Annotated in this window: 19 protein-coding genes; 11 read left to right on the top strand and 8 right to left on the bottom strand. The window is 70.1% G+C overall.

Annotation, left to right across the window (positions count from 1 at the left end; all coding sequences use genetic code 11):
• Position 1 precedes the first annotated feature (1 nt).
• The 4 genes from ACGFW5_RS16375 to ACGFW5_RS16360 are packed head-to-tail and all read right to left on the bottom strand — an operon-like array spanning position 2 to position 7,560.
• A complete protein-coding gene (locus ACGFW5_RS16375) occupies positions 2-1,642 on the bottom strand; it encodes an AAA family ATPase (protein WP_393834905.1) in 1,641 nt (546 codons plus the stop codon).
• 34 nt (positions 1,643-1,676) lie between these two features.
• Positions 1,677-3,170, bottom strand: a complete 1,494-nt coding sequence (locus tag ACGFW5_RS16370; protein ID WP_393834904.1) for an N-6 DNA methylase — start codon at positions 3,168-3,170, stop codon at positions 1,677-1,679.
• Positions 3,167-4,513: a hypothetical protein gene (locus ACGFW5_RS16365; protein WP_393834903.1), complete on the bottom strand. Its 1,347-nt coding sequence runs from the start codon at positions 4,511-4,513 to the stop codon at positions 3,167-3,169. Before ACGFW5_RS16365 ends, ACGFW5_RS16370 begins: the two co-directional genes overlap by 4 nt.
• A complete protein-coding gene (locus ACGFW5_RS16360) occupies positions 4,513-7,560 on the bottom strand; it encodes a DEAD/DEAH box helicase family protein (RefSeq protein WP_393834902.1) in 3,048 nt (1,015 codons plus the stop codon). Before ACGFW5_RS16360 ends, ACGFW5_RS16365 begins: the two co-directional genes overlap by 1 nt.
• Before the next feature lie 610 nt (positions 7,561-8,170).
• Here ACGFW5_RS16360 and ACGFW5_RS16355 point away from each other — a divergent pair.
• The 6 genes from ACGFW5_RS16355 (at position 8,171) to ACGFW5_RS16330 (ending at position 16,336) form a co-directional block, all read left to right on the top strand.
• Positions 8,171-8,992, top strand: a complete 822-nt coding sequence (locus ACGFW5_RS16355) for a TnsA-like heteromeric transposase endonuclease subunit (protein ID WP_393834901.1) — start codon at positions 8,171-8,173, stop codon at positions 8,990-8,992.
• Entirely contained in the window at positions 8,992-11,280 is a 2,289-nt protein-coding gene (locus ACGFW5_RS16350) for a transposase (RefSeq protein WP_393834900.1), read from the top strand. Before ACGFW5_RS16355 ends, ACGFW5_RS16350 begins: the two co-directional genes overlap by 1 nt.
• The gene (locus tag ACGFW5_RS16345) at positions 11,277-12,560 is read left to right on the top strand and encodes a TniB family NTP-binding protein (protein WP_393834899.1); all 1,284 of its coding nucleotides are present in this window, start codon (positions 11,277-11,279) and stop codon (positions 12,558-12,560) included. Before ACGFW5_RS16350 ends, ACGFW5_RS16345 begins: the two co-directional genes overlap by 4 nt.
• A gap of 14 nt (positions 12,561-12,574) precedes the next feature.
• On the top strand, positions 12,575-14,434 hold the full coding sequence (locus ACGFW5_RS16340) for a TniQ family protein (RefSeq protein WP_393834898.1): 1,860 nt from the start codon (positions 12,575-12,577) through the stop codon (positions 14,432-14,434).
• 257 nt (positions 14,435-14,691) lie between these two features.
• The gene (locus ACGFW5_RS16335) at positions 14,692-15,687 is read left to right on the top strand and encodes a hypothetical protein (protein WP_393834897.1); all 996 of its coding nucleotides are present in this window, start codon (positions 14,692-14,694) and stop codon (positions 15,685-15,687) included.
• A gap of 88 nt (positions 15,688-15,775) precedes the next feature.
• Positions 15,776-16,336 (top strand): hypothetical protein, encoded by a 561-nt coding sequence (locus tag ACGFW5_RS16330; protein WP_393834896.1) that lies wholly within the window; start codon positions 15,776-15,778, stop codon positions 16,334-16,336.
• A gap of 599 nt (positions 16,337-16,935) precedes the next feature.
• On the opposite strand, the gene ACGFW5_RS16325 is transcribed toward ACGFW5_RS16330, so the two are convergent.
• Positions 16,936-17,829 carry an NADP-dependent oxidoreductase gene (locus ACGFW5_RS16325; RefSeq protein ID WP_393834895.1) on the bottom strand — a complete coding sequence of 298 codons (894 nt, stop codon included), beginning with the start codon at positions 17,827-17,829 and terminating at the stop codon, positions 16,936-16,938.
• A 69-nt stretch (positions 17,830-17,898) separates the two neighbouring features.
• Here ACGFW5_RS16325 and ACGFW5_RS16320 point away from each other — a divergent pair, with 69 nt between their 5' ends.
• Both ACGFW5_RS16320 and ACGFW5_RS16315 read left to right on the top strand, forming a co-directional pair.
• The gene (locus ACGFW5_RS16320; protein ID WP_393834894.1) at positions 17,899-18,483 is read left to right on the top strand and encodes a TetR/AcrR family transcriptional regulator; all 585 of its coding nucleotides are present in this window, start codon (positions 17,899-17,901) and stop codon (positions 18,481-18,483) included.
• Positions 18,484-18,675: 192 nt separating this feature from the next.
• Complete coding sequence (locus ACGFW5_RS16315) at positions 18,676-19,296, top strand: DUF6461 domain-containing protein (RefSeq protein WP_393834893.1); 621 nt, start codon at positions 18,676-18,678, stop codon at positions 19,294-19,296.
• A gap of 22 nt (positions 19,297-19,318) precedes the next feature.
• On the opposite strand, the gene ACGFW5_RS16310 is transcribed toward ACGFW5_RS16315, so the two are convergent.
• Entirely contained in the window at positions 19,319-19,750 is a 432-nt protein-coding gene (locus ACGFW5_RS16310) for a GNAT family N-acetyltransferase (RefSeq protein WP_393834892.1), read from the bottom strand.
• Positions 19,751-19,880: 130 nt separating this feature from the next.
• Positions 19,881-21,323, bottom strand: a complete 1,443-nt coding sequence (locus tag ACGFW5_RS16305; protein WP_393834891.1) for a PLP-dependent aminotransferase family protein — start codon at positions 21,321-21,323, stop codon at positions 19,881-19,883.
• Here ACGFW5_RS16305 and ACGFW5_RS16300 point away from each other — a divergent pair.
• Complete coding sequence (locus ACGFW5_RS16300) at positions 21,322-22,272, top strand: DMT family transporter (RefSeq protein WP_393834890.1); 951 nt, start codon at positions 21,322-21,324, stop codon at positions 22,270-22,272. The genes ACGFW5_RS16305 and ACGFW5_RS16300 overlap by 2 nt on opposite strands.
• A 108-nt stretch (positions 22,273-22,380) precedes the next feature.
• On the opposite strand, the gene ACGFW5_RS16295 is transcribed toward ACGFW5_RS16300, so the two are convergent.
• Positions 22,381-23,700: a glycoside hydrolase family 10 protein gene (locus tag ACGFW5_RS16295; protein ID WP_393834889.1), complete on the bottom strand. Its 1,320-nt coding sequence runs from the start codon at positions 23,698-23,700 to the stop codon at positions 22,381-22,383.
• A gap of 139 nt (positions 23,701-23,839) precedes the next feature.
• On the opposite strand from ACGFW5_RS16295, the gene ACGFW5_RS16290 reads away from it, so the two are divergent.
• Positions 23,840-24,700 (top strand): 3-hydroxybutyryl-CoA dehydrogenase, encoded by an 861-nt coding sequence (locus tag ACGFW5_RS16290; protein WP_328313876.1) that lies wholly within the window; start codon positions 23,840-23,842, stop codon positions 24,698-24,700.
• A 190-nt stretch (positions 24,701-24,890) separates the two neighbouring features.
• Complete coding sequence (locus tag ACGFW5_RS16285) at positions 24,891-25,148, top strand: hypothetical protein (RefSeq protein WP_393834888.1); 258 nt, start codon at positions 24,891-24,893, stop codon at positions 25,146-25,148.
• Positions 25,149-25,235 lie beyond the last annotated feature (87 nt).

Below are 25,235 nucleotides of genomic sequence, written 5' to 3'. Positions count from 1 at the left end.
GTCAGATAACCGACGAGAAGCGCTCGTGGAACAGCTCGGCGACCAGGGCCTGCAGTTGTTCGGGCGAGGGCGGGTTGTGGCCCCGGGTGGACTCGAGGAGCGCGAGGCGTCTGCGGTGGAGCTCGGCGAGGAAGGCCGCCACGAGCGGATTGCGGTCGGAGCTGGGAAAGTCCATGGTCTCCAGCTCGGCGGTGACCTCGCGCAGTGCAGCCTGTTTGACCGGGTCACTGCCGGCCTCGGGGAGCAGTGCGTACTGGCGGTCGATCAGTTCCTGGGTATGTTCGTCGAGTTGTGTGGGCAGGCCGAACAAGTCGGTGGTCAGCAGGCCGCCGGCGCCTTGTCCGCGCGGGTTGGCCCGGGGTATCACCGCGGTGGTCTGGCCCTCCTCGTCGGTGGTGACGACGCGGATCTGCTCGCGGGTCATGTTGGCCACCAGCAGCGGTTCGTGGGTGGCGGTGAGGAACTGCGAGTCCTGATGCGGTCCCAGCACGCTGCGCACGGAGGAGTACCAGCGCCGGCTCCACTCGGGGTGGAAGTGGGAGTCGGGTTCGTCCAGGAGGAACAGCGACTCGTGCGCCCGCTGCAGTCGCAGCAGACCCAAGATGGTGAGGAGTTGCTGCTCGCCCGAGCTCAGGTCGTTCAGGCCGAGGGTGAGCGCGCCGGGCTTGTCCAGGCGGACGTCGACGGCGAGGTAGCCGGCATCCAGCAGGGTGGCCAGCAGGCCGAACATCGACAGGTCACTGTCGAAGAGGTTTCGGAAGGCGCGGACGTCCTCGGCGGTGCCCAGGTCAATCTGGAACCCGTCGGCGGGGCTTCCGGCGCCGTCGATGGGGTCGGCGTCAGGGATGAGACCGAACCGCCCCGACTCGGCGGCGGCCGCGAACAGGGTGCGGGCGGGCCCGCCCAACCCCCAGTACGGCAGGGCGGCCAGGTGCGGGGCGCGTGCGGCGCGCGGCGCGCGGATCCGCAGGACCGCAGAGGTCACCCGCTGGAGGTAGGAGTGGCGACGCAGGTAGGTGCCGAACGAGTCCGACCAGTGGGTGGTCTGCGCGAGCAGCAACAGCGGCAGATGCGCGGGCGTACACAGGAACACCGGCGTATACAGGGAGCAGCTGATGGGCAGGGTCAGCTGCTCACTCCACAGCTCTCCCTCGTCCGGTGAGTGGCGTTCGCGCCACTGGTCGAAGTCGTTCATCCACTGCCGGCGCCATTGGCTGATGCGGCGTGCGGCGGCGCGGCGGTGCTGGTCGAATTCGCTGGTCCAGGGGGCCTGGGCGTGTGCCTGGTAGCCGAAAACATGATCGGGCAGATGCTGCGCCCACTCCGCGCGGGCCAGGCGTCTCGGCCAGCCCCGGGGGGTGGTCACGGTCAGTTCGGTGGAGGCTTCGGGTGAGGTCTGTATGGCCTGGACGGTCGTGCCGTGCATCTCGTAGAGGAGGTCGAAGGCGAACGTCGCGCGGTGCCCTGGCCGGTGCAGGGCGCCGAAGATCTCGGCGAGCGCGTGCAGGGCCCCGGACTTGCCGCCGCCGTTGGGGCCGATCAGGGTGGCGATGGCGTGGCCGCCGTCCAGGGCGCCTGTCAGATCCAGCTCGAAGTTGTGCAGGCCCCGGTAGGAGGGAAGGCTCAGTCGCAGTAGCCGCACGTCATCCCCCCGGTCGTTGTGCCCCTGGTCGCATTCACCGCTTCGCCTCACGATCCGGGCCGTCCGCGTGCACGCCGTAGGGGCGCAGCGCCTCGGTCAGGGCCGCGAACTCGGCCAGGGCGGCGCTCAGTTCAGATGTGATCTCCTGCGCCATGCGGTGCAGGTCTGCCTCGGGTTCTTCCAGCGTGAAGGGTTCGGCCGATGGTTCGGTGACCTGAAGGTCCAGGTTGACGCCGCTTCGGGCGAGCAGGTCCTGGACGGTGAAGGACCGGAAGAGGGGTGTCTCGGCTCGTTCGCTGCGGGGCCGTCCGGGCCGGTAGGCGGACACGAAGCCGGCGTAGTCGACGCCGGGAAGCGCCGTGGACTTGGCCTTGTGTGGGGAGCGCAGGTCGTACACCCACAGCCGTTTCGTCGACGGGCTGCCGTCCGGGTGCGGGTCGGGCTTGTCGAGGAACAGGACGCTGGCCTTGACGCCGCCGGCGTAGAAGATGCCGGTGGGTAGCCGGAGCAGGGTGTGCACGTCGCACGCGGCCAGCAGCCGCCGTCGGATCAGCTCACCGGCCCCGCCTTCGAACAGCACGCTGTCGGGCACCACAACGGCCGCCCGGCCGTCGGTCTCCAGCAGGCTGTGGACATGCTGCAGGAAGTTGAGCTGCCGGCTGGTGGTGGCGGTCCAGAAGTCCTCCCGGTAGGGCTCCTCGCTGGTGGAGCGGCGGCCGAACGGGGGGTTGGTGAGCACCAGCGTCGCGCGCCTGACCGGCGGGCGGGCCAGCGCGTCCCCGACGGTGATGCACGGGTGGGCCTCGTCGACGCGGGTGACGCCGTGCAGGACGAGGTTCGTCGTGGCCAGCCGGGCAGTGGCGTCGACGAGCTCGGTGCCGAAGAAGGCACCCTCGTTGAGCCGTTGGCGCTGGGCCGCGGTGACACCTGAGGGAAAGTGGTCGACCAGGTAGTCGAAGGCTTTGATCAGGAAGCCGCCGGTGCCGCAGGCCGGGTCGGTGACGGTGTCGTCGATGCCGGGCTGGACGCACTGGACGATCGCCTCGATCAGCGGCCGGGGGGTGAAGTACTGGCCGGCGCCAGTCTTCGTGTCCGTGCTCATGCGGGCCAGCAGCTCCTCGATGACCACACCGGTGTCACCTGCGGACCACTGGTAGCGGTCTACCACATCGACGATCAAGCGGTGGAGGAGCGCCGGATCGGGAATGCGGTTTTGTGCCCTGCGGAAGAGGAGCCCGAGCGTTCCGGGCCGGGAGGCGAGCTCGTCCAGGATCTGCTCGTACACCGTGATCAGGTGGTCGCGCTTGGCCGAGGTGAGCCGTGGCCAGGCGTCGAAGCCGAGTACGTGCTGCCAGTTGAGGGGGCGTTGGTGTTGTTCGTAGGCGCGCTTGAGGACGATCAGGCTGGAGAGCTGCTCGATGTACTCCAGGCCCGAGGTGCCGCCGTCGCGCAGCACGTTGGCGAAGTTCCACAGCCGTTCCACCAGGGCCTGGTCATGTCTGGGGCGATAGGAGACGGTGGGGTTCACAGTGCAAACTCCTGTTGCCCGGACGGGGAGAGCGGATGGGACAGGTGACCGGTGAAGGCGCGTTCCAGCAGGTTGCGCCGCAGCCGTCCGGCGACAACGAGCGCGCGTTCGGCGGCCGCGGATGCCGCGGTCAGGGCTGTGGTGTGCGCCTGGATCAGTGTGACCAGGTGGTGCTGCTCGTCTGCGGGCGCGACGGGGACCGGCATGAGCCGGATCTTTCCCAGGCTGATGGACGCCAGCCCCACACTCTGGGTGGCGTTGCGTTTGCACCACTGGCGGCCGAAGCCGTTGGCGTGCCAGGCCAGCAGGACGGGGTGCAGCTGACGGGCGTTGATCCGGACACGGAAGACGTGGCTGTCGTGCGCGCAGTGGGGCACCTGCTCCTCCCAAATCCAGCCGCGGCCCAGGCTGTCGCTCGATCCGCCGCCGGTCAGCAGCACATCACCCGCCCGCAGCCGAGCTGCCTGTGCCCGTGATGGGGGCAGCCGGATGGTGCGTACGTCGTCCAGGTCGAGGCGGCCGCGCTGCACGTTGGCGACCCGCAGGCAGGAGACGTCCACATCGGCGGGATTCCACTGCTGCTTGCCGGGCGCGGTGATGCCGCGGGTGACCTCGGTAACGTCGTCCAGGCGGGTCCATCGCCAGTGCGCGGGCAGGTGGGGCAGTGTCCCGTCACTGACGCCGGCGACCCGGGGCAGGCCGGCGGGGGCGCCCGCGGTGGCGGACAGAGCGCCGAGTGCGGCCCGCGCGGTCAGGGTGCGGCTCAGGACGTCGGCCTGGTCGAGGGCGTTGCCGGTACGGATCGTGGTGGCGTCGATGCGGGCGAGGTGGTCCTCCAACAGGCCGACGATCCGGCGCTGTTCCACCACAGATGGCAGCGGGAGCATGACCTCTTCCAGATCCCGCTGGTTGATCCGCCAGATCGCTGCGCCGCCCTGGCGGGCGCGTGCCTCGATCTGGCGCCGCATGACCGGCGATTTCCACAGGTGTGCGAGGTAGTGCGGCTCGACCGCATCGCGTCGTACCCGTACTCGGATCATGGTGTCGGGTATGGCCGTGGAGGTCGGGGGCTCGTTGACCAGGGCGCCCTCGCCGACCAGGGAGAGTGAGCCGTTGACCCGGCCGACCAACAGGTCCCCGTGTTCGGCCGCCAGTAGCGCGAGGTGGTCGCTGCGGTCGCTGCTCTTGGTCTGAGTGAAGTCCACGGTCGCTGTCCGAAGCGCCGTCAGGCGCAGTACGGGCACGCCGTCCTCGCCCAGGCGCGGGGACCGGCCGTTGACCAAGGGTTCGCTCAGCACATCGGCCAGCCGGACGGTCTTCCAGTCGGCAGGCAGGTCATTCATCACGCCAGTTCCCTGCGCAGTTCGTCCAGGAGGTCGATCGCGGCGTCGGGCCCGAAGGCGTCGAGGAAACCGTCCGTGCCACCGCGCGCCGAGAAGGGAACGCCGTCCAGATACACCGGGTCGAAGCGGCCCTCGGCAGCTGTCGCGTCCGCGATGTTTTCGATCCACCACAGCTGGGCCTCGGTGAAGGGCCCGGTCCGCTGCGTGAACGCGGCGAGCCGCCGGCGCACCGTCTCCGCTGTGCGGCCGCGCCTGCCGGACGCCGTCACCCGCAAAGGGGCCGGCCGGTCGTATAGGTCGAGCAGCGCCTCTTGGAGTTCGGGGTTCTCGGCGAGCGGGTAGAGGGCCGCGCGCCGCTCGTCCTCGACGGCTCTCTTGCCTCCCGCCCGGCGCAGCGGTGCCAGGTGATCCGCGTCGACTGAGTCGAGGAGGCGGGTCACCAGTTCCTGCAGAGGTTGGCCCGCCAGTTTCCGGATCTCAGCGCCGTCGGCGTCACTGAGCGTGGGGGTGAGCCGGGCGAGCCTGATGGCGAGTTCGGCCGTCTCTTGCGGCGTCACCAGGCCGTCCACGGTGCGGTTCAGCAGGCGCTCCAGAGCGGCCCGCCCCGACTGCCCGGATGTATCGGTCAAATTCACCAGCGGCTGGAGGTGACGTGAAGCGCCCACTGCGTCGACGACCACAAGCTGCGTCTTGGCAACCGCCCCCGGGGTGACGGCACGTAGCTCCGCGGACGCGATGGTCTGCGTTCCCATGGCCAGCAGCTGCTCGTAGTAGGCGGCGGAGCGCACCTCGCGCAGGATCAGCAGGCACTCGATCGCCCGCATGTCACTGAACCCGGAGATCAGATCCGTCACGACCGCGATCCGGAACTGCGGTGTCGTGCGGAACTCCCGCAGCAGGTGCACCGCATGAGCATCGCGGTGCGTGATCCGCCGGCAGAAGACGTCCCCGGCGCCGAACACGTCGCGGATGCGCTCAACGACCTCATCCGCATGCGGTCCGTCCTGCGCGAACACCACGGTCTTGGGGACCACGCCGAGCAGGCCGCCCTGCTGCGTCCTGTCGGGGAACATGGTCGGCAGCGCGTCACGGAACGCCGTCAGCACCGTGGCCAGGTGGTCGGCGGCGACAACGCGTGCGGGGCCGCTCGGTCCGGTGGGGGCCAGCTCCTCGTCCAGCTCCTCGTAGCGGGCACGGCGCGAGCCCTTGGCCGCCACACCGACAGCGTCGACGGGCGCGGCGAACGCCGGCTGCCGGGAGTCGGAGACCTGAATCTCGTAGACGGAGCAGTCCACGGCGACGCCATCGGCGACGGCCTGTTCGTAGGTGTAGGAGTCGACCAGGTTGCTGTTGAAGAAGCCGAGAACGGTAGCGGTCGGCGTCGCGCTGAAGCCGACTAGGGGTGCGTCGAAGTACTCAAGGAGGGCACGCCGCTGTCCGTAGAGCGCGCGGTGGCAGTCGTCGACGATGACAAGATCGAATGAATCGGGCGGCAGCGCCTCGCAGTAGGTCACCTCCAGGGCCGCCGCGTCCGCATCTGCCTGCCGCTCAGCGGTCTCATACGCCGACACGCGGTCGGATCCGTCCTCGGGGGCCGGCGTGCCCGCGAGCATCGCCGACAGTCTCTGCACCGTGGCCACGACCACGGAAGTCGACGGCGCTAGACCGGCTGCGGTCAGCTCTTGGACCCGGTACACGTCGGCGAGACTGCGGCCTCCGTCCGGCATACTGAACTGGCGTAGCTGAGAGGTTAGTTGATCCGCTATCACTCTTCGGTCGGTCACGAAGAGGATGCGGGCCGCGCGCGCGTGCCTGAGCTGGCGGTAGGCGGTGAACACCTCGGTGAAGTTCTGCCCCGTGCCGGTGGCCATCTGCACCAGTGCACGTCGCTGACCGGCCTCAAGGGTCTGTTCAACCGCCCGGACCGCCCGACGCTGGGGCGCACGGAGCTGCCCGAATCCCTCGCCCTCCCTGGGCAGGTAGGCGGCCTGTCGCGCCCGGTAGGTCGGCGCCGCCCTGTCCGCCTGCGCCTCGCGCTGCCAGCGGGCCAGAGTGCTGGGCTGGTGGAAGCCGCTCACGAAGCGAGGCCGAGGTTCGGGGTCATTGGCGTCGCAGAACAGCAGACGCCGGCCATCGCTCACATACCGGTACGGCAGCGGCGAGCGCCACACGGGCCACAGCGAGGAGCCCGTGGCGGCCTTCGCCAGTACGCCGGCCTGTTCCATGGCGTCGGTGAGATCCGTGCCGTCCCGCTTGCACTCGATGATTCCGACCAGCTGTCCGCCGACCGTCAGGAGCATGTCGGCGCGCTGTCCGCCGGCCAGGCGGGGTTCCAACAGGACGCAGCCGAGGGAGCGGTTGAGCTCGTCGTCCTCACCGGCGCCCAGGACGTCCCATCCCGCCTTGGCGAGCCTGCGCTGCACTTCCGAGGCGATGTCGGCTTCCCTCAGCGGCTCGTAGGCGGCATCGCGCGCGCTGACGATCAGCTGCTCACGGTCGGCGGCCGGCAGGGACGCCGGCGCGACGCGCAGGTCGAATGCGCGGCGCAGACGGGGCAGGTCCCCTTCCAGCACAGCGACCCGCTGCTCCAGAACGCTCAGATCGGTCGCTTGGGCGGGGACGAAAGCCATCGGCTCCGCGTCGCCGGTCAGGGCACGGAAGAACCAGGCGGCCAGGGTGAAGCAGCGCTCGACCAGGTGCGCCGCCTCCTGACCCTCACGTGTACCACCGTCAAAGCCGTGAAGGTCGTTGAACGCGTCCAGGACCGGCGCGGGGAGCATCCCGGCACGGGCCAGGACCGCCAGACGGGCCGGCTGATCGCCCACGGGCAGCCGCACCCCGGCCCGGTAGGCGAGCTCGGCGGCGAGAACCTCGCCGAACTGGCCTGCCGCCGCCGCCGCATCGGCAGGCGCGGTAGATGCGCGCGCCTCACACGACGCGCCGTGAAGAACAAGAAGCGGCTCGTAGGGAAGGAGGAATCCGAAATTGGCTGACGCGCCGGCCAGGTCCGTGAACCGGCTTTCGAGCACGCTCGACTCCTGAACCACGCCGACCCTCCCTACCTGCACTGCGGCGCCGCGGAATCCGCTGCAGAACGGCTTTCACCCTACCGTCCGGCCCCTGCACACAACACTGCCGTTTTGCCCTGATACGGGCGGGCTGTGTATCGGCTTCGATGGTGGCGCCCGCTCGATGTGGCCTGAGGAGCCACGCGCCGGCCGGCGACCTCATGCCGGGCGACGGGAGAGGAGGGCGCAGGGGCCCTGATGCGTGCAAAGCGGGCCCCCGGCCGTCCCGGGCCGCCGGGCTCTGCTCTGGCCGCCCGCGGCGACCGGCTCGGCGAACACAGTGCGCCGCACGATCGCGGTGGTGGTGCTTCAGGCGGCGACGCCGAGTTCTGTGCGGGTGCGGTGGATGAACTCGCGGACGGCCGGCTCGCGCCGAGGAAGCCATCAACGTCCTCGCCGGCTTCTACGGCGACCGCGTCATCGACAACCAGTAACACCGCACTAAGCCCAAGCAACGTCAGCACCAGGGCTTACACGGAGTCACTGACACGCCCACGTCAGATGGCGGACCCTGGTCTGGCCACGCCGTGTTGCGATCAATTTAGAACAATGGCCCCCGTTGCCGGGCAAAAGGTGCTGCCGTGGGTAAGTGGGCGACGCAGCGAAGGCAAAGATCCCGTCGGAATCAAGCCACCTTGACCAGTTGGTCATGGCGTACGACGGGGATACCGAACTGCGGAATCGGCTACGGCTCGAGGGCGACTGGCCTCGTCGATGGAGTGCGACATGGCGGGTGAGTGCTGGCGAAGTCTGCTGGCCGATCCGGGATATGGCTCACGTGCCCGTGCTGTCGTCCCGGCCGATGCGGGGGTTCACGTGGCGGGCGAAGCAGCGGCATCGTCCCGGGCTTGAGGTGATGGCGGCGACGGGCTGGACGCACGGCTTCGAGTCTCTGGAGGAGCTGCGGCTGCTGGTCGCGCTGGACTTCCTGCGGGCATCGGAGGTGTTGTCGCAGCCGTTCCGAGTGGACTTCGAGCATAGGGACGGGAAGTCCTGGCATATTCCAGACTACCTGGCCGTGATCAGCGGTGGCATGTGGCTGCTGGACGTCCGCCCGATGGACCTGATCGCTGATGAAGACGCGCTGAAGTTCGCGGCTGCCAGGGAGGTGGCGGCGGCTTGCGGCTGGCGCTACTCGGTGGTTGCGGGCTGGCGCCCGCATGTGTGGAGTGTCCTTGATCACCTGTCCTCGCGTCGACGGCCGACGAGGGACCTGCTGGGCATGCGGGACCAGTTGCTCACCGCTATCGGCGACCGGGCGGGACGGGTGATGACGTTCTCCGAGCTGGCGGATGCGACCAGCGTGCCTGCCGTTGGCCGGGCGAACATCGTCCGGCTGCTCTGGCAACGCGAACTCGGCGTTGACCTGGGCAGTCCGTTGCGCGACAGCTCACTGGTCTGGGGGGTGTGATGGCAGCGAGGGGACTCTTGCAGATCGCGCCGGGCAGGCGGGTCAAGCTCAACGGCGTCGAGTGGACGATCGAGGACGTACAGGGCCACCTTGGGCGGCTCAGCCTCATGGATGGCGACGGCCGCGCGGAGACCCGCTCGTTTCGCTGGCTCATCAACCATGCCGATCTGCGGCTCCTGCCGCAGGCCGACGCATCGAGGCGGCCTGCGCCGGCCTCCCGGCAGCCAAGAACATTGGCTGATCTGACCGGGGACCAGTTGGAGCGGACCCGGCTGCGGGTTGCGCATGTGCTGGAAGCTGAGACGGGGTTCCGGGAGGGCCACCCGGCTCGGGCTCTGCCGGGTGAGCCCCGGCCTGCGTACGATCCGGACCGCACGACGCTGACCCAGCGTCGCCATGCGAAGGCGGCGGAGACGAAGGCGATACCCCGTCCGGAGGCTGTCCGGTGCGGTCTGCAGCACCTCAGCTACCGGACCCTGGAGCGGCTATCGGGTCTGTCGGGCGACAGCCTCATGCTGGCCTGCGCAGACGGGCGCTGGACACGGCGGCTCAGTGGGCACCGCAGCATCACCGAGGAGGTCCGTGAGGCGATCTTCGCCGTCAAGGCCGAGTGTCGCGAACGCGCCAACCTGAGCTGGGCCGCAAAGCACCGGTTGATGCACCAGTACATCCATGAGCGGTTCCCGGCGTTCCCGACCGAGAAGGTCCCTTCCCGCTGGACGCTCGCGCACGTCTGGCAGGAGTGGTTCGGGCCCGGCGGAGCCCGCGCGCGTTATGCGCGGACGGCCGAGGCCGCCGCGGAGGCCGCGGTCTCCGGCCGGATGGTGGTCCACCGGCCGGGCCAGGTTCTGGTGCTGGACTCGACTCCGATGCCGGTGAAGCTGCGCGAGACCGTGTTCGGCGACGCGGTCACCGCGACACTGACGCTCGCACTCGACCTGTACACGCATGGGCTGCCGGCCTTCCGGCTCACGCTGCAGTCCGACACCTCGGTCGACGTCGCGATGCTGCTGCGGGACGTGATGGTGCCGCTTCCGATGCGGGACGGCTGGGGCGAGGACATGGAATGGCCCTATGCCGGGGTCCCGGCCGACGTGATCGCGGAATTCACCGGGCACAAGGTCGCTGCTTTGCCGTTCTTCGCCCCAGAGACGGTCACCACTGACCACGGCGGTCCCTACAAGAACCACGACCTGGTGGAGGCCGAGCAGGAGATCGGCTGCCGGATCCTGCCCGCCCGCGTCCTGCGGCAGACCGATAAATTCGCGGTCGAGCGGCAGTTCCTCACCCTCCAGACCATGCTCTTCGAGCACCTGCTGGGCTTCACCGGCGGGGACGTCGCGGATCGCGGGGCCGACCCGGAACGCGATGCGAGCCTCACGCTCACGCAGGCCGAGCACATCATCGCGACCTGGATCGTCCGGGTCTGGCAGAACCGCAAGCTAGGTGAATACGCCCCGAGTTGGGCGCCGGGTGAGGACCACAGCCCCAACACCCTGTTCGCCGCGGCGATGGAACAGGGCGGCTTCGACCTGGACTTCCCGGAACCGAGCTTCTACTACAAGGTTCTGCGCAAGCACCACGTGAAGATCCATCCGCGACGCGGGGTGAAGATCCTCGGGCTTTGGTATCACCACCCGGTCCTCGACGAGCCACGCTTCCTGCAGCCCTCCGCCCGAGGCGGCAAACACGCGGGCACTTGGGTGGTCCGCAGTGACCGAAGGGACCGCCGGCAGGTGTTCTTCCAGGACCCGGCCGACCACGAGACGTGGCACACCCTGCGCTGGCGGGGACTGCCGCCCGAGGGCGAAGTTCCCGCCTTCTCAGACAAGACCGCCGACGCTCTCCTGACACACGTGAAGGCGAACAACATCAAAATCCACTCCGAGAGCGAGCTCCTGGAACATCTGCTGGAGATCCTCGGCTCGGTCACCCCCGTCGACCAATGGCCCAGCCAGGCCAAGAAGAAGGCCGGGAAGAAGCAGCGCATCGCCCACGCCCGCGAGATCGCCCGCGCACAGGCTGCGGCAGCCGACCGCCCCACCACACCGCGCCCTGCGGACGAGCCGGCTCCAGCTGAGATGCCCGCGGTCTGGGCCGAACACGCCCGAACAATCGACCGCGCGATCGACGCCGACCGCCGCCGGCGTCGTGAAGAAGCCCTCGCGGGCACCCGGCCCGTTGCCCCGGCAACGCTGCACGAGGCTCTGAACCGGCGCCCCATGTTCCGGCTTCCGCCCCCCGAAAGCTCGGAAGCCGATACGACTGTCCGGGAGGACGCCACGTGACCCGAGCTCTCTCTCACGATGATCCGCCGAAGGGCCTGCCTGCACGGGCCAGGATCGCCGAGTTGATCCTGGGCAGCCGCCCGCCCCTCGACACCTACGTCGGCTGGCAGCACTACCGCACCCACTGCGGTCTGCTCGTCCCCGCTGCAACGATCTCGCCGCAGCAGTGGTCGATGCTCCCCGAGAGCCGCCAGTACGACTATGACCTCTACCGAGAGCTGACGAACGCGAACCTCCCGCTGCAGGACACCCCGATGCACGACAAGGTCGGCAAGCTGATCCGGCGCCGGTTGAGCGGCAACACGAGGAAGAAGGACGACCCGACACGCGCCGGCGTCATGATCAGCGGCTGGGGCAACTACGGCAAAACCGCCTCCGTCCGCTCAGCCGGGGTTGTCTTCGAAGACCAGTGGCTGCGCCTGCACAGCTGCCTCAACCCTGGGGCGCTGCCGGGTACACGTGACCTCCACGCGCCGGTCGTCTATGTCTCGACCCCGGTGACAGCGACTCCCAAGAGCCTGTGCGCGTCGATCCTGGGGTTCTTCCGAGCCCCGACCCGCAGGTCGGCCACACTGCCGGAACTGGTACGGCAGGTCGCCGACTCACTCCACGACCACGGCGTCAAAGCGCTGATCCTGGACGACATCAGCAGACTACGGATGCACCGGGCCGACGACCAAGACGTCCTCGACCTGATGCGGGCCTTCATGAGCCTGGACGTCACCCTGATCCTGACCGGCGTGAACATCCCCGGCATCGGACTGCTGCGCGAGGCCAAGTGGAACAAGGAGACCCGGCAGTGGGAGATGCCACCACTGGAGTCGACCCGCATCCACGGCCTGGAGATCACCCAGACAGAGCACCGCTTCGAGCTCATCGAACTCGACCGCTTCCGCTACATCACCCCGAAGCAAATCCAGGCCTTCGTCAACCACTTGGAGGGGATCGAGCAGCACCTGCGGCTGCTGAACGCGCAGGAGGGCATGCTCACCGGCGGCACTATGCCGGAATACTTGATGCGTCGTACCGGCGGCGTTGTCGGCCTTTTGGGGCGCCTGCTCGAGGATGGTGCCCAGGAGGCCATGGAGTCTGGGAAAGAACTGATCGACCAGAGCTTGCTGGACGAGATCGTGCTCCGGCGGGACGGGCCCGAGCAGGCGCCAGATGAGCCTGTGATCCCGGCCGACGCACCGACCGCCGGCAAGAAGACCACACGGGCGAAACGACCACGGAACACCGTTTTCGATGACCATGGCCCGGCTGAGCGCGCGGGCACCTGAGGGACGGAGCAGTGATGCATCCGCTGCCCCGGAGTCTTGAGCCCCTGGAGGGAGAATCCCTGGTCAGCTACCTGCTTCGGCTTGGGCACCGTCTCGGCCTTTCGCCTCTGCACCTGATCCGTGCGGCAGGCTGGACCGAGCACGCTCATCACGTCCCAGGCAGTTTGCTGCTGCATCTCCCCAAGTCTCAGGCCGAAGCGTTCGCCCGGCTCACGGGACAGACGGCCAGGGATGTCTCGGCACTGACGTTGATGCAGTGGCGGGACCGATATCCGCCGATCGCCCGGTCCTTGCCCGGCCCGGGACGGATGAGGCCCGACGCATGGCTCTACACCGGCTGGCCGCGCTTCTGCCCCTCCTGCCTGGCGGGCGACGGCACTCCGGCCCAGCAACTGCACGGCGGGCCATGGCTCAAACTCTGGCACCTGCCGATCGTCTTCGCCTGCACCAAGCATCGGATCTATCTGGAAGCCAACTGCCCGCACTGCGGTCAGCCGCACGACGCACAAGGGCCTCTGATTCAGCGGGCAAACGACCATACGCTGCATCCAGCGCAATGCCGGTGGACGGTCGACGCTCAGATGCAGAAACGGAAGTCCCGTGCCTGCGGCGGCAGACTCGATCACCACATCGCCCCTTCGCGTGATGACCGGCCACAACCGACTCCGGACATCCTCCGCTTCCAGCTGTCCCTCCGTGGCCACCTGCAGTCACCCACGCGGATCACGGACGCGTCCGAGTACTTCTCGGATCTCCGGTTGACCACCGCGCTGATCAGCACGACATGGCCACATGCCCGGCACCTCCTTGACGCCGACGCAGCTGAGCGAATCGACCCCTACTTACAGGAACTGCACGGCGATCCGGGCGGGAGAAGCAACCCACAAGCCCGAGACGCGCCACCGCGTGACCCCGTTGCCTGCGGAGCTCTGCTGATGGCCGCAGATCACCTGCTTGGGCGAGACGACCTGGCTGATCTCCTGTCAGAATTTACGCGCGCCACCTTCGGTAACCCTTCAAGCCGAACACCGTGGGCTGTCCTCTATGACAAGCACAAGAACGATTGTTCAGAGCGGCTCCGCCGGGTCGCTGAACCCGCGACCCGGGCGTTTCCCCGAATCGACGGCCGCGGGGGCACACGAGCACCACTCCTCAGCGGCTACCAGGCCGAGCACATCCCAGCATTCCTGGAGCCGGTCTGGTACCAGCGCTATCTGGCCAGCTGCGCGGGCTCGGAATCCAAGACCGTGCGGAGGGCCGCCGCGGTCCGACTCGTCCAGTGGGCCATGGGCGGAGCCTACGACGACGCCGCGAAGTTCCTCGGGATCGCCCCAGTCCAGACACGCCTACTCACCGGACGCGAGACCAGGCGCTCGACACGGACGAGCTGCAACCCACTTGAGCTCGACAGAGCTCTCCGCGCTCTCGCCTCGGAACTGCAGTCACCACGTCAGCCACCCGTTGACTACTGGCGCAGGCGACAAGCACTTCACGAGTGGGCACTGAGCATTGATGTCTGGAATGCGCTGGGCAGTGAACTCCTGCCCACCCTCTACCGATTCCCAACCCTGACCGATGACCGCAAGCGCCAGGACGCCTCCGTGTTCATCTGGACGTTAGTCACGCGAGGCGAGCATCTCTTCGCTCCGCGCCCGCTCGAAGCCGCGCAACCCACCGAAATCCAGCGACGATGGGCCGGGCGGCGAAACACCACGTGGTTCCAGTTCTCCCGCCCCGATCCGCTGCCTCACTATGCGGATCTGCGCCGCGTTCTCACCAAATACGCGCAGCGACTCGCCTGGGACATCGATTCAGGTGCGGAGCGGGGCATCAACACTCCGACACTCACGCACAGTGAGCATCCGGGCTCATGATCCGCCAACTGCGCCTCTCAAGATCCGCCAACAAGGATTCTCCAAGCTCTTCTGACCTGCACGGCGCGGACCATGATCCGCCAACTAGCTTCCTCGGTCACAGTTGCTGTGGTCGGGTGGCCGGAGACCATTGCTGCTCCCCGGCTCCCCTCAGAACCGGACGTGCGACTTGCACCGCACCGGCTCGGGCAAGCCACGGGGGCGGCGCGCACCGCCCCCGGCCTTGAGCGGCCTGACCTGGCCGTTAGTCTCATCGGATGATTCCTGAGCCGCCGCCGAAGGTCATCACACATCACCGCGACGGGCGGATCCACGCCTACGTCGTGGGCGCCGGCGTCTACGGGACTCTGGAGCCCGCAGCGGTGTTCCAGCCGCGCGATGGCGACGAGGTCGTAGCGTCGGTGGTCCGGCAGGATCTGGAGCGGGTGGTGTACACGACGCTTGACGGAGTCGTCTGCCTCACGCGTGCCGGGGACCTCAGGTGGGCCTCGGACTTCGAGCCGCACTCCGACACACGCCATGGCCACCAGCCCGGCTGTGCGCTGTCTCTGGACGGCCGGACGGTGTGGGTCTACCGGCCGGATGCGATGGCGGAACGCGGGGGCGGGGACCAGTGGGTCGTGCACGACGCCGACAGCGGTGTGGTTCTCGCCCGCCGGGAGCTGGAGACGGTCGGGCACGGTGCCTTTCACCACGTGCATCCCGTGGACGGCAGCATCTACCTCGACATCGGTGAGGGCCAGGACGGCTCCGTCATTCTCCGGGGTACGGGCGGGGCGGACGGCGAGCCGGAGTTCGTCACGTACCCGTGGTCGGACCGCTGTCTGATCGACCTGGCTCCGTCCGGGCAGCAGTTCATGACCGTGGACCACGGCCAGGCGGACGTCGCCTTCCACGACCACCCCGACGGGGACGTGCTCTTCACCCTCCCCGTCGAAGCCTTCGGGTACGACCCGGAGGAGTCCTTCGTGGAATGGAGCGGCGGCTACCTGACCGAGGACACGGCCATCGTCACCCTGGGCGGTGAGGATCAGGACGGGGAGGAGTGGTTCCGCCACCACTTGGTAAACGTACGCACGGGCACCCTCAGCGGCGAACTCGGCGTCGAGGCGAGCAACCCGTACGAGCTGGTGCCCCTCGGCGACGGGTCCTGGCTCACCGGCGGCCCCGGTGGCGACCCCGTCCGCCGGTTGCGCGCTCCCGGCCCGGTCCGAGAACGTCACGCCGATGCGGCGGTCGACGGTCGGCCGTGACCAGGTCGTCGCGGCTTTCGGTGACGCGCAGGGGGCTGAGCGCCCTCGTCACCATGGTCTCGATGCCCCCAGCTGTGATGCTGTCCCCATGAGCGACAGAACTGGCGGGACAGAGGGCGGGGCGGTTCGTCCGGGGAAGTACGCACGGGTCGAGCGGGAGAGGCGGTTCCTGCTGGCCGAACCGCCCGCGCCGTCATCGGTGACGGCCACCCGTGTGATCACCGACCGATATCTGACGGGAACACGTCTACGTCTGCGGCGCGTCCAACTCCCCGACGGAGAAGGCGAACTCAAGCTCACCCAGAAGGTGCCGCTTCCCCTCCCCGGCGGTGTCCAGGGCCTGATCACGAATACGTACCTGTCGCGGGCCGAGTACGACCTGCTCGCCTCGCTGCCGGCTTCCGTCCTGTCCAAGACGCGCTTCAGCGTCCCTCCGCTCGGCGTCGACGTCTTCGACGGCCACCTGCGCGGACTGGTCCTCGCCGAGGCCGAGTTCGCCACCGACGAGGAACTGCGATCGTTCATGCCTCCTCCGCAGTGCGTGGCAGAGGTGACCGACGACATCCGCTTCACGGGCGGGCGCCTCGTCGCCGCGACGCGCCAGGACGTACTCGGGCAGCTCGCGGAGTACGGGCTCCATCCGGAGTGACCCCCTGAGGCGCCGCCCCTTGGCGAGGCGACCCCCTCCTTGACGACGCGGTCCTCGACTCGCGCGGCCGTGAGGTGGCCGACGCCCGCCACTCGGCGGGCGCCGACCGCGACGGACGGCTGTACGGCTCAGGTCACGCTGGACGCGGCTCAGGTCACGCTGGACGCGGCCCGGGTCATGCTGGACGCGGACGCCGCGCGGTTCGGTGCCGCGCTTGCCGATGCCGAGCGTTTGAAGGGTCCCGCGCTGCGGGCCGCCCGGCGCGCCACGTTCGCGCGGGCATCCGCGAGGACCTTCCGGCGGGGGGCGTCGACAGGTCCACCCGGGGCGGGCCGGGGCGGCTGGGAGGTCGCGGCAGGGGTAAGGCCCACCCGCACCTCCGGCCCACCCGCACCTCCGGGCCGCCCGCACCTCCGGGCCGCCCGCCAACTGCCGCCCGTCAACTACCGGACGCCAACTGCCGGACGCCAACTGCTGGGCGCCGCGCCTGACTTGAAGGCGCCGCGAGCCGACAGCCGCCCCCGGGGAGGCCACGGCGCGGGGCCTCCCGGCAGGGCGCGGCGCCGACGGGGGCCGGCCCCACGGGCGGGCCGCGCGGGTCAGACGACGATCACTCGGCGTCCCCGCGTGTGGCCGGCCTGGCTGTCGATGTGCGCCGCCGCGGCCTCGGCGAGCGTGTACGTCTTCTCGACCGGGATGTGGAGCCTGCCCCGCGAGATGAGGCCGACGGCCTCGGCGAGTGCGTCCGGCACGCTCCCGGCCACGCCGGAGAAGCGGACACCGAACGTCGGCGCGTCGAGATCGGCGATGGAGATCACGCGGTCCGGGTTCCCGGTCAGCGCGACCAGTTCCCGCAGCACGCCCGAGCCCGACAGGTCGAGCGCCGCGTCGACACGGCCGAGCTGCCGCACCCGCTCGACCCAGCCCTCGCCGTATGTCGTGGCGAGTGCACCCAGGCTGCGCAGATAGTCCTGGTTCGCGGCGCCGGCCGTGCCGATCACCGTGATGCCCCGTTCGCGGGCGATCTGAAGCACCGCCGATCCGACTCCCCCTGAGGCGCCGCTGACCAGCAGCGTCTGTCCGGGACGTACGCCGACCTCGCGGATGATGCGCAGCGCGGTCTCCACCACGGAGGGATAACCGGCCGCTTCCTCGAACGTCAGCCCCTCGGGCATCCGGGTCCAGGCCGACAGCACGGCGAACTCGGCGTATGTGCTCGCCCCTTCGCCGAACACCCGGTCTCCGGGCTCGACCCCCTCGACGCCCTCACCCACCTCGTCCACCACGCCCGCCGCATCGAGCCCGACCCCGGCAGGCAGCGAGAGCGGATGGGCGCCAAGGACCTGGCCCTCGCGGACTCTCCAGTCGACGGGGTTCACACCCGCCGCCCGCACAGCGACACGTATGCGGCCGGGGCCCGCATGGGGCTCCTCGGCATTGATGAGGTGGAGGACTTCCGGACCGCCGAACTCGGCGAAGCTCACTTTCTTCATGCCGAGACAGTAGCACTAACCGATAGCGTTTTGGAACGGTTGCGTTTTAGGGTTTGGTAGTGTCAGCTCATGACCGTTCCGTCCGGGCGCCGTGAGCGCAAGAAGGCCGCGACCCGCCAGAAGATCGCCGAGACGGCGCTGCGGCTCTTCCTGGAGCGCGGCTATGAAGCAGTGGGCATCCGTGACGTGGCCGCCGAGGCCGACGTGGCCGTCACCACGCTCTTCTCGCACTTCGCCTCCAAGGAGGCCCTGGTGTTCGAGCAGGACGACGACTTCGAGCAACGCCTCACGCGGGCGGTCGTCGAGCGGGCCCCGCACGACCCGCTCATCCCCGCGCTGCGCCGCGAGGTCGAAGGCCTGGTGCGGCACTGCACGGCGGACGGTGCGGCGCCGATCTGGAACATGATCGAGGCGTCGACCCCCCTGCGGGAGTACGAGGAGTCGATGAGGCTGCGCCACGCGGACTCGCTCGCGACGGCCATCGCCGCCGACCGCGGCCTGGGGCGGACCGCCACGGCCTCACGGACGATCGCCCGGTTCGTGATCGACGCCTACTCGGTGGCCCGCGAGGCGGACGACCCCGAGGCCGCCCTCGACGAGATCTTCCCGATGATCGAGGCCGCGTGGGCCACGTCGGCAGCGCAACGAGCATGACCCGGGTGTCACTTTCGCCCCGGGCACGCAGCCCGATCCGCCCCTGGCGGGCGCCTGTCGTCCGGTCGTCCTGACAACGTGGGGCTTCGGCGACGGACCCCTCCGGCCGCGGCCCGGGCGTACGACCCGGCAGAGAAGGCCCGGGCGTCCGGCCCGGCAGGAATGTCAGTCCCGCATGACAGCATTTCCCGTATGACGCACACAGGGGCGGGACTCGATCTGTTCCGCGGGGACATTCCGATCTACACGCTGACCTTCGCCAAGGGGCTGTCGCCCACGGAACTGCTGTACCGCATGGGAGCCGATCCCGACACCCTCGCGCTGCGCGATCCGGCGGAGGTGTACGGGCACTTCGGGGAGTCCGTCAACGACGAGGACGAGCCGGTCGTGGTCACCGGCGTCGACGGCGCATGGGCCTGGGCATGGGAGCTGAGCGGCGAGCACGGACTGGACGAGCGCATTGTGTCGGCGGTCTCGCGGGGGACGGAGGCTGTCGTGCTGTATCACAACGAGAAGCCGATGCACTGGTTCAAGTACGCGGTCGACGGCGACGTCGTCGTCGACTTCAACACCCTCGACAGCGTCCGGCCGACCGGGCTCGACCCTTCGCGCCTCGACGCATTCATGCACCCGCTCGGCCTGATACCCGAGGAGGCCGAGCGCGGAACGGACAGCGTCCTGTGTCTGGCGGAGAACGCCTTCGGTCTGCGCGTGACACCCGCCGAGGACGGTGAGGCGCGCTGGAGCGGGAGCCTGCTGCCCCTGTCGGCCCTGTCCAGGCCAATGCCGGTGCCCGTGCCCGGCCAGGGGTGACGACAGGGGCCCGGCGGAACCGCTACTGCACGCCCAGCGCCATCCACTTCTGGGGGTTGTCCAGGGTGCGGAAGCCGAGCTTTTCGTAGACCCCGTGGGCGTCGGCCGTGGCCAGGAGGATCCTGCGCAGGCCGTGCGGCTCCAGATGATCGCGTACGGCCGCCACGAGGGCCGTGCCGAGGCCCTTGCCGCGCACCGAGGGCTCGACGTACACATCGCAGAGCCAGGCGAACGTGGCACAGTCGGTGACGATCCGGGCATAGGCGACCTGCTCGCCCGAACTCACGTCGTACGCGCCGAAGTTGAGCGATCCGGCGATGGCGGCCTCCTGCTTCTCCCGGGTGCGGCCGAGCGCCCAGTACGCGTCCGTGGAGAGCCAGTGGTGCACCCGCGCCCGGTCGAGGCGGGCCGGGTCGCTCGACATCGCGTACTCGCGGAAGATCACTTCGCTCATGGCCGGAGCCTGGCAGGCGGCGGCCCCCGCTGTCAGTGGCGCACGCCACTCCTGATGCCCGCGGCCCCGCGCCACGTCTCGCGACCCGCCCGAGAGGGCCAGGCACCCCGGGCCGCGGGGCGGCCGCCGTTCACGACTGCCGTCGCAGGGCATCGAGCGCTGCGCGCAGCCTGCGTACCGCCTCGGAGATCTCCGTGCGGCCCGTCACGCCCGCGAAGCTGAGGCGCAGATGTCCGGCCGGGGGTTCGGCGCTGAAGTAGGGCCGGCCGGGGGCGACGGCGACACCCGCGCGCAGCGCGGCGGAGACGACGGCGCTCTCGGGGGTGCCGTCGGGCAGGCGGAGCCAGAGGTGGTAGCCGCCCGAGGGGATGTGCGGCAGGGCGAGTTCGGGGAGGTGGTGCAGGACGGCGGAGGCCAGCGCCTCGCGGCGGGCGGTCAACTCGGCGCGGACGGCGCGCAGATGGCGGCTCCAGGCCGGGGAGCCGACCAGTTCGAGGGCCGTCTCCTGAAGGGGGCGCGGCACGAAGAACGAGTCGACGGCCTGGATGGCGCGCAGCCGTTCCCGTACGGGCCCGCGGGCGGTGAGGGCGCCGACCCGCAGGCTCGGCGAGGTCACCTTGGTGAGGGAGGAGACGTGCACGACCACGCCGTCGGGGTCGTTGGCGGCGAGCGGGGCGGGCAGCGGGCCCGCGTCCTCGTGGGCGAGCCTGCGGGCGAAGTCGTCCTCGACGACGAACGCGCCGAACGAGTGCGCGATGCGGACCACTTCGCGGCCGCGCTCCGGGGCGAGGAGGGCGCCGGTCGGATTCTGGAAGAGGGGCTGACAGCAGAAGACGCGGGCGCCGGTGGCACGGAAGGCGCGGGAGAGGAGTTCGGGGCGTACGCCGTCGGGGTCGACCGGCACCGGGACGGGCCGCAGACCGGCGGCGCGGGCGACGGCCAACGTGCCGGGATACGTGGGCGATTCGACGAGGACGGGGGCGCCGGGCGCGGCGAGCGCGCGCAGCGCGGTGGTCAGGGCGGCCTGGCCACCGGCGGTGATCAGGACGTCGGCGGCGGAGGCGGCGGCGCCGATCTCACGGGCGAACCAGGCGCGCAGTTCGGTGAGCCCGTCGACGGGCGGGCGGCTCCAGGCCCCGGGGCGGCGGCCGGCCCGTCCGAGGGCCGCGGCCATGGCCCGCTCGGGCTGGAGCCCGGCGTCGAGGTAGCCGCCGCTGAGGTCGATGACTCCGGTCGGCGGAACGGCGATGGCGCCGAGCACCCCGGCGGCGTCCACCGCGCGCGGCGCCGCATCGGTGGCGCCGTCGGCGCTCAGCGCGACCTCCTGCCATGACGTGTCGCCCGTGCGGGCCGCGACGGTGCGCGGCTCCGCGCGGTAGGCACCCGCACCGGGACGGGTGACGACAAGGCCCTCCGCGACGAGCTGGGCGAGCGCGCGGGAGACGGTCACCGGTGAGACCCGGTAGCGCTCGACGAGGGCCCGGCTCGACGGGAGCTTTCCGCCCACCGAGTAGCGGTTGATCTCGTTCCGGAGGGATTCCGCCAGTTCAGCCACACTGCTACGCTCATGCATGACAGCACAGGATAGCGCTACTCCCCTCGCCTCGATAGCGGTCGACGCCGGCCACCGGCCCTCCGAGCCGCGCGAGGACGACCATCGCCCCGCACGGCCGCGCGGCACGGCTCTGGCCCTGCTCGGCGTGCTGTCGTTCTCGCTGACGTTTCCCAGTACCGCCTGGGGGCTTGAGAGCTTCGGCCCGTGGTCGATGGTGTCGCTGCGGCTGCTGATCGCCGCGCTGCTCGCCGGGGTCTTCCTGTGGCGGGGCCGCGTGCCCTTCCCCCACCGGTCGCACTGGGCCGGGCTCGCGGTGGTCGTCGCGGGAGTGATGATCGGCTTCCCGGTCCTGACCACCCTGGCGCTCGGGACCGCGACGACCTCGCACGCGGCCGTCGTGGTGGGGCTGCTGCCGCTCACCACGGCCGCCCTCGCGGCCTTCCGTACCCGGCGCCGTTCCTCGCGCGCCTTCTGGGCGGCGGCGCTCGCCGGCGCGGCGGTCGTGGTCGCCTTCACCGTCCAGCAGAGCGGCGGCACGCTCTCGCGTGCGGACCTCTACCTGTTCGCGGCGCTGCTCCTGTGCGCGGCCGGATACACCGAGGGCGGGCGGCTGTCCGGCCTGATGCCCGGCTGGCACGTGGTCGGCTGGGCACTGGTGATCTGCGTCCCGCTGTCTTTGACCGGCACCGTCATCGGACTGACCCTTGAGCCCTGGCGCCTCACCGTCCACGGAGTCGTGGGTCTGCTCTGGGTGGCCTCCGCCTCCACCTTCCTCGGCCTGTACCTCTGGTACCGGGGCATGGCCGCCATCGGGGTCGCCAAGGCCAGCCAGCTCCAGCTGGCACAGCCGCTGCTCACGCTCGTCTGGTCGGTACTGCTGCTCGGCGAGCGGCTGACTCTGGCCGCCCCGCTCGCCGCGGCGGGTGTCCTGGTGTGCATCGCGGTGACCCAGCGGGCCCGGACCTGAGCGGGCCCGACTCCCGTACACCGTACGGCACTTGACCGCCCGGCCGTCCATGGGCCTGCTGACCGGCCGCCCGATTCGCAGCGCTCCCAGTCGGCCCGTTCCCGCAGATCAGGCGCCGCCCGCCCGGCTCGTGTAGTGGTCGGCCACCACGCGGGCCATGGCCCCGATGTGGTCCTCGGCGACCTCCTTCGCGGCGAAGAAGCAGTGGCCGCGGACCGAGGCGTACCGCCGGGCCAGGGTCAGATGGCGGGACAGCTCCGCGGGGTCCTGCCAGGCGGCGGGCTGCGCCGGGTCGCCCGCCTTGTACAGGGCCTCGCCGATGTAGAGGTCGACCCCGGTGCCCCGGGCGACCTCGTCCCACCACGGCACAAGGACCGCGTAGTCGGCGGCGGCGAGCCCGATGTTCCAGTACAGCTGCGGGCAGATGTAGTCGACCAGGCCCTCGCGCACCCACATCCGTGTGTCGGCGTGGAGGTCGTCATAGGTCTGGGCACCGGCCTTCGTCGCCGAGCCCCGCGGGTCGCTCGCCTCGTTGCGCCACACCCCGAACGGGCTGATCCCGAACCGGACTCGGGGCCTGATCTCCTTGATCCGGGCGCCCGTCTCGCGCACCAGGAGGTCGATGTTGTCGCGCCGCCAGGCGGCGCGGTCCTCGAAGTGGGCGCCGTACCGGGCATAGGCCGCGTCGTCGCCGAAGCTCCGGCCCGCCACCGGATACGGGTAGAAGTAGTCGTCCCAGTGGACGCCGTCGACGTCGTAGCGGCGGACCGCGTCCAGCATGGCGTCCTGGACGAAGTGCCGGACCTCGGGCAGGCCCGGGTCGTAGTAGAGCTTCCCGCCGTAGGGGACGACCCAGTCGGGGTGGACGCGGGCCGGGTGCGTGGGGACCAGGCGCGTCGGGTCGGTGTGGTTCGCGACCCGGTACGGGTTGAACCAGGCGTGCAGTGCGAGGCCGCGCCGGTGGGCCTCCTCGACGGCCGTGCCCAGCGGGTCCCAGCCCGGGTCCTGGCCCTGGACGCCCGTGAGCCACTGCGACCAGGGCTCGTACGGGGAGTCCCAGAGCGCGTCGGCGGTCGGGCGGACCTGGAAGACCACCGCGTTCAGCCGCCGCTCGGCCGCCGTGTCCAGGTGCCCGAGGAGTTCCGCGCGCTGGGCGGCGGCGCTCAGACCCGGGCGCGAGGGCCAGTCCCGGTTGGCGACACTGGCGAGCCACACCCCGCGGAAGTCCCGCTCGGGGTCCGTGTCGGACCGTACGCGGCCGAAGGCGGGGGACGGCGCCGCGCCCGGCCCCGTTGGCGGGGGCGTCCCGGCCCGGTCCGCGGCGCCCGCGCCACCCGCCGCGATCAGGCCGCCCAGCGCTCCCGCCGTGCCCGCCACGAAGCCCCGCCGCGTGATTCGTCCCACGTTCGCCCCTCGCTCAGGTCGCATGCGCCCAGGTCTACCGGACGGCGGGCCCGCCCCGGCCCCACGGGCACGCGCGCGTTCGGAGTAACGTCAGGGGCCGGAGGCGGGCGCCGGAATCACACGGGGGACCTGCCGGGGACTGCAGTAGAGCGAAAGGCACGATGTGACCGACATCGAACGCGTCGGAATTGTGGGCTGTGGCCAGATGGGCGCGGGCATCGCGGAGGTGTGCGCGCGCAGCGGCCTGGACGTCATGGTCGCCGAGACCACCGGCGAAGCCCTGGAGATCGGCCGTACCCGGCTGCACAACTCCCTCTCGAAGGCCGCCGAGCGCGGCAAGATCACCGAGGAGGAGCGCGACGCGACGCTCGCCCGCCTGAGCTTCACCACCGACCTCGGCGAGTTCGCCGACCGCGATCTCGTGATCGAGGCCGTGGTGGAGAACGAGCAGGTCAAGACCGAGATCTTCCAGATCCTGGACCAGGTGGTGACCCGCCCGGACGCGATCTTGGCCTCCAACACCTCCTCGATCCCGCTGGTGAAGCTCGCGGTCGCCACCTCGCGTCCCGACCAGGTCATCGGCATCCACTTCTTCAACCCGGCCCCGGTGCAGAAGCTGGTCGAGCTGATCCCGGCCCTCACCACCTCCGAGGGCACCATCAGCCGCGCCCAGGTCCTGGTCGAGAAGGTGCTCGGCAAGCACGCGATCCGCGCCCAGGACCGCTCGGGCTTCGTGGTCAACGCGCTGCTCATCCCGTATCTGCTCTCGGCGATCCGGATGTTCGAGTCGGGCATCGCGAGCCGTGAGGACATCGACAACGGCATGGAGCTGGGCTGCGCCCACCCGATGGGCCCGCTGAAGCTGTCCGACCTCATCGGCCTGGACACGGTCGCCTCGGTCGCGGACTCGATGTACGACGAGTTCAAGGAGCCGCTGTACGCCGCTCCCCCGCTGCTCCAGCGGATGGTCGACGCGGGACGCCTCGGCCGCAAGACCGGGTCCGGTTTCTACTCGTACGCCTGAGTGCGACGGCGTACGTCCGTGTACGCGGGTGTACGCCGCAAAGGCGTGAGCCGGGTTCGCGCCGTGCACACCGGGTGTGCGCGGCGAGCCCGCATATGCCCATCGCACACGCTCCCGCCCCTGGAACACGGCGAGTTGACTCTGAGCCAGCACATCCATGGCGCGTCCGGAACAGGACTAAGGAGCAACCGTGTCCACCCACTCGGGACATTCGACGAGCGTCGACGAACTGGCGGAGTTACGCCGCTGCCTGGAAGTCGGCATGGCCCACATGGACGGACAGCTCGCGCTGCTCGCCCAGCGGGGCGAGCAGACGGAGCGTGAACTGACCGAGACGGCGGGACGGGTGGCGGCCCTCGAACATCTGAGGTGGCCGCTCCCCGCCCTCACCGTGCTGGCCGCCGTGGGCGCGCTCTCGTTCGCCATCTGGCAGGCCCTCGGCCACTAGGGGGTGTCTGGTGGATCAGGGTCGGTCAGGGTGCGGCGCCTGGTGCGGTGCATCGCAAGGCGCCGGAACGTCGTGATAGCGGAGCTA

The sequence above is a fragment of the Streptomyces sp. NPDC048416 genome, assembly GCF_043200435.1.
Taxonomy (GTDB): domain Bacteria; phylum Actinomycetota; class Actinomycetes; order Streptomycetales; family Streptomycetaceae; genus Streptomyces.
Note: the sequence above shows the minus strand (reverse complement) of the source record. Positions and strands in the feature narration are given on the sequence as shown.